This is a genomic window from Nocardia uniformis NBRC 13702 (assembly GCF_001613345.1).
Lineage (GTDB): Bacteria > Actinomycetota > Actinomycetes > Mycobacteriales > Mycobacteriaceae > Nocardia > Nocardia uniformis.
Genome location: NZ_BDCE01000134.1, coordinates 1 through 4,164, shown reverse-complemented (window position 1 = coordinate 4,164; position 4,164 = coordinate 1). Strand labels below are relative to the sequence as shown.

Annotated in this window: 4 protein-coding genes; 3 read left to right on the top strand and 1 reads right to left on the bottom strand. The window is 64.6% G+C overall.

Features of this window, described 5'->3' with window-relative positions; translation table 11 throughout:
* The first annotated feature begins 94 nt into the window (after window positions 1–94).
* Window positions 95–310, top strand: coding sequence for a hypothetical protein (locus NU1_RS39780; RefSeq protein WP_067529707.1), 216 nt, complete (start codon window positions 95–97; stop codon window positions 308–310).
* A 188-nt stretch (window positions 311–498) separates the two neighbouring features.
* Here NU1_RS39780 and NU1_RS39775 read toward each other — a convergent pair whose 3' ends face one another.
* A complete protein-coding gene (locus NU1_RS39775; protein ID WP_067529705.1) occupies window positions 499–1,128 on the bottom strand; it encodes a maleylpyruvate isomerase family mycothiol-dependent enzyme in 630 nt (209 codons plus the stop codon).
* 383 nt (window positions 1,129–1,511) lie between these two features.
* Here NU1_RS39775 and NU1_RS39770 point away from each other — a divergent pair, with 383 nt between their 5' ends.
* Both NU1_RS39770 and NU1_RS39765 read left to right on the top strand, forming a co-directional pair.
* Window positions 1,512–2,132 carry a TetR/AcrR family transcriptional regulator gene (locus NU1_RS39770; RefSeq protein ID WP_067529703.1) on the top strand — a complete coding sequence of 207 codons (621 nt, stop codon included), beginning with the start codon at window positions 1,512–1,514 and terminating at the stop codon, window positions 2,130–2,132.
* On the top strand, window positions 2,129–3,598 hold the full coding sequence (locus tag NU1_RS39765; protein ID WP_067529701.1) for a hypothetical protein: 1,470 nt from the start codon (window positions 2,129–2,131) through the stop codon (window positions 3,596–3,598). Before NU1_RS39770 ends, NU1_RS39765 begins: the two co-directional genes overlap by 4 nt.
* The last annotated feature ends 566 nt before the right edge of the window (window positions 3,599–4,164 follow it).

Genomic DNA, 4,164 nt, shown 5'->3' with positions numbered 1-4,164 from the left:
GGTAGCCTGCGGCTAGGTTTCGCGACCACCGCGAGCGTTCCGTCGTGTCATTCCCACCCGGGTCCGACCGCCAGGCAAGGTATCTGGCATCGCCTTGTACACGCTCACGCCCGAAGTGCCCGCCGACAATGCCGAGAAGACCTGGGACAACAGCACCGATCCCCGGACTCTGGTGAGCGTGGTCTTCTCCTTCGTCGCGCTGGTCACCACAGCGCTCTTCGAGTCCGGGCTCGGCGGAATCATCGGAGTCACCGAACCCTTGGCCTCGGCATGGTTGAGGTGGACGGCGTCTGGAGTGGCCAGCACATGACACTTGATCTCCGTGAGGGTGGCAGGTTTCAAAGCGCAGTCCGGTTTGAGCGAATCGGCTGACAGGCTGATCCACCGGGAACGCACGCTCATACCGCTTCCCGCGCTGGCCGATCCGGCCAGCGCGGAGCTTCGGAATAGCAAGGAGCTGTACCGGAGCGAGTGCCGCCCGGCAGGCGAAGCACTCGATCAATCGGTCGCCGACGAGTCGAGATGCGCCACGCCTTCACCATCGAGTTCGCCGATAACCGTTGCGGCCCTTCCTGTCATCGCCAGCAGCAGCGCCTCACCTGATCCGCGGACCTCGGGGCCGTTGCCGGCCGACCAGTTCATGTCGGTGGCCCGCAGCCGCACACCACGGGTGCGGCGCGCACCCCCGATGACCGGACTGATGCGGGCGTAGCTGAGCGAAACTCGGAGCCGTTCTTCGGGAATGGTCCTGAGTTGTCCAAGTGGTCGGCGTATGTCCTGCTGATGGATCAGGCACTCGATCAGCGCCACGCGGCCACCGTAGAGCGCCGCCGCGCCGGAGGGTTCGACTCCCTGACGCATGAGCCCGATGAGCTGTTCGGGCTCCAACCCGGCGTAGTCCCGGAGTCCTCTCGCGTTGAGTCGGTCGATGTCGAACCGTGTCCGGATCATATTGATGGCCAACCGGGCGCGGCTCTGCCCGAGATAAGCGACCGTATGTGCGACCACGTCTCGTACGGTCCATCGATCGCACAGACTGGGCATGCTCCACTGCTCCGGTGCCAGACCGTCCAGCAGTTCCGCGAACTCCATTCGTTCCCGGCGAGCGTGGGCGTTGACGGTGACCATCAGCGTGCCTTCCTGCGATGCGTCTAGAAATCGTCCTGAGCATTCCATGTCGCGGCCGGGCGCAACGCACTCATCTGCCGCGACCCGCGCGTTGGGCGGTCGCCCAGATCTCTTGGTCGACACGGCTTCCGGCCGCGCGCTCATGCCGAGTTGAGCGCGTTCCACGGGCGTCGCCTAGGAGGGGCCAGCGGGTTGCGAAGGTCTGGATCTGCAGATATCGCGGTCGGCAGGTTTCGCCCAGTCGTTGCTGCGACAAAAAATGATCTCGTGACGTTGGGCGATTCGCGGCTCACGGCGGGTGGGTTGTCGACCCGGATGGCATTTAGGAAACGTTGAAGTAGCTACGCTTGCGAAGCTACGGCTCTGTAGCTAGTGTTGCCCACATGGCTCAGACTGAGGAGAAACACGGACGCCGCTCCCTCGGCGATGTCCTCGACGCTTGCCGGACGGCGGTCATCGGTGAGGTTGCAGAGACCGGACTGGGGCGGCTTTCGATCGAGGGGGTCTCGCGGCGGGCGGGTGTGGCGAAGACATCGATCTATCGGCATTGGCCCTCGGTCGAGGAGCTACTGCTCGACGCGCTCGCCCATTCCCATCCTGTCGAAACGGTCGACCTCGACAGCGGTGGGTTGCGGGCGGATTTGTTGCGGTCCCTCGAGCAGCTCGCCGCCTGGCTCGCCGGACCCACAGCGCCGGCGGTCGCGGCGATCCTCGCCGAGCGGCGGCGCCGCCCGGATCTCGTCGAGGCCTTGTACACCCAAGTATTCGACGCCCACGGCACCCGGTTCACCCGCACCGTCATCGAGCACTACGCCGAGCGCGGCCACATCGAGGCACGGCTGGTCACCCCTGTCGTCGTCGATATCGGCGAAGCGCTGGTGATCAAGCATCAGATCGACACCGGGAATCTGCCCGATGCCCAAACCCTTGCCGCGATTGTCGACCAGGCAATCCTGCCTGCCCTCGGTATCGCGCGCACAGTAGAAGAAGGAACTACCTCATGAGCGCCACCCCCGCCATTGCCGCAGCACCTCCCGCCACCGTGCAGGTGGACTGGGAGCAGACGACCGTCACCTCGCGCACCACGCTCACCACCCACCTGTGGACGGCGCCACCGCTACGGCGCGAATCCCCGATCCACGACAAAGCATTCGACGCCCTGCGTGAACTGCGCGTGGATCTCGCTCGATTCCTGCCTTGGTTCACCCATCCCCGGGTCGCGGTCCCCGAGCTCACCCCGCCGACCGACACCCAAACCTCCTGGAACTTCGAACTCCTCGATCCCTTCGTCGAGGACTTCGTCGCCGCAGCCGAGGGTCGACCGGTCGTGGCGAACTTCGCCACCATCCCGACCTGGATGTTCGTCACCGCCGAGCCCGTGGAGGTCTCCGAGGATCTCGACGAAAACCACTGGAACTACGAACAGGGCAGCGAGCTGCGCGATCCCACCTGCACCGAAGTCGCCGACTACTTCTACCGGCTCGCGAGCTGGTACATCGCGGGTGGCTTCACCGACGAGCTGGGCAACTGGCACGAGTCGGGCCATCGCTACCGCTTCGCCTACTGGGAAGTGCTGTGCGAGCCCGACATCGGGCATCGCATACCACCCGAGCTCTACACCGAGCTCTACGACGCCATCGTCACGCGGCTGGCCCCGCTGGACCCAGACATGAAATTCATCGGGCTGTCACTGAGCCACGTGCACCATCAACCGGAATACTTCTGGCATTTCCTCGATCCGGCCAACCACGCCGACGGTGTCCCCGTCGACGCGATCTCCTATCACTTCTATGCCCAGCCCGAGATCGTCAACCCCTTCGGTGCAGAGGGGAATGCCCCGAGCGCGCACTGGCGCGACATCTTTTTCGCTCAAGCCGACGCGTTCCTCGACCAGGTCCGCTTCATCGACTCGATCCGCCAGCGCTTGACGCCCGGCACCGCGACCTTCATCAACGAACTGGGCACCTACCCCGCCGACGTGATGAACCCCGCGCCCGACATCCCCGACACATACTGGGACCTGAGCGCCTCGGTCCAGACCTACCTGTGGGCCAAGCTCGTCGAGCTCGGCATCGACCTGGTCGGCATCGCCGAATTCATGGACTACCCCGGCATGATCCCCGGCGTCAGCCTGATCGACTGGGAAACCGGCGCACCCAACACCCGCTACCACGCACTCGCACTACTGCTGCGCCACTTCGATATGGGCGACGCTCTAGCGACCACCACGACAGGGGCCTACGGCTTTCCGGACCCGCGCATCCACGCCCAGGCATTCGTGTGTGCCTCCGGCCTCCGAAAGCTTTTGGTGGTCAACAAGACAGCCGACACGGTCACCGTAGCCGTCCCTGACCTCGACGGGCGAGGCGAACTCGAGCAACTCGGAGTCAGCACCGTCGACGGAGAAGTACCGATCGAAGCGGGCACTGTCATGCTCGACGCTTACACGATCGCCGTCATTTCCTACTGACCACCGGCTCCGGGGAGCCGCGCGAATTCCCAGAGCACATGGCCACAATGGATGGCTCGCATCCCCATCCAAGCCGACTTCAGGCCGCGATCACAAGGGTGTTCGGAAGGCTCGAAGCCGCGCACGCGGCGAAGTCCGCTACTGCGTTCGACGGTGTTTCACCGATGATGTGGTTTTCATCAATCCGCTACTGATCCAGATGATCGAAACCCTCCAGGAAGTCGGCTGACCGTCCAGTGGTGCCGAGGCGAGAAACGGCGGCGCGCGTGTTGGTTGGCTCGCCAGCTACCGCGAGGCTGGGGGGGGAGCTGGCCGCTGAGGACGAGACGGTTGGTGAGGTCATCCAGAGGCGCCGATCGTGGCCCTGTCGGGCAGCTGAACGTTGGGAACTCGGCCCCGCCTATCGCAAGATCGGGCGGGGCCGTTGTCGTGTAGTAGGCATACCAACGCACTGAAATGCCGCGACCCGCGCGTATCCGAACGGCCACGCGTCCCGTCGGAAGATCAACGGCTAGAGATCATCTCGGGCCGTTCGGCATCCTCGGAACGCCCGCATCTGCCGACTT